The organism is Chryseobacterium rhizosphaerae (genome assembly GCF_003385455.1).
GTDB lineage: Bacteria > Bacteroidota > Bacteroidia > Flavobacteriales > Weeksellaceae > Chryseobacterium > Chryseobacterium rhizosphaerae.
Genome location: NZ_QNUF01000087.1, coordinates 1 through 544, shown reverse-complemented (window position 1 = coordinate 544; position 544 = coordinate 1). Strand labels below are relative to the sequence as shown.

General features: G+C 37.1%; 1 protein-coding gene. It reads right to left on the bottom strand.

Annotated elements, in window-relative coordinates; translation table 11 throughout:
* A partial coding sequence (locus DRF57_RS23840) for a hypothetical protein (RefSeq protein WP_206607220.1) occupies positions 1-544 on the bottom strand: 544 nt, incomplete at both ends.

Genomic DNA, 544 nt, shown 5'->3' with positions numbered 1-544 from the left:
CCATGATGGCAGCACTTCTTTATTTGCAGAGAGTATCGTTAAGGGCATATAAGCTCCCAGCCCCTGGAAAATACCAAAATTATTGGTAGGACGGGGAGCTGGAAAAGGGGAAACATTACTGGCATTATTGGGATATCCATAGTAATCAACATTCAGACTAAATCTTGCCGGAAGCTTTTCCAAACTGTAATAGCTGAAATCTGTACTTGTATTCTTAGTGACATTTTTCAATGATTTTAGAAAGTGCCTGTTTCTGGTAGAGGTTTCATTAGAAGGGATCCCATAATAAGTAGCTGCACTTTGGGCTTGTACGTCCTGGTATTCCAGGTTATATTTTTCTACCAGTGAATTCCCGTTTTTTATTTCAATAGAGGTCAGAAGATTATTTTCAGCATTGCTGATAAATAAATCATTTCGTGCTTTTCCATAAATGAAAGACACATTCTTATTATCTTCTGAAATACTAATAAGTCTTGGTTTATAGGATTGCTGGCTTAGTTTGTTTTTAACAATATCACTGTAAGTATAGGGAGCTCCCGCTGGA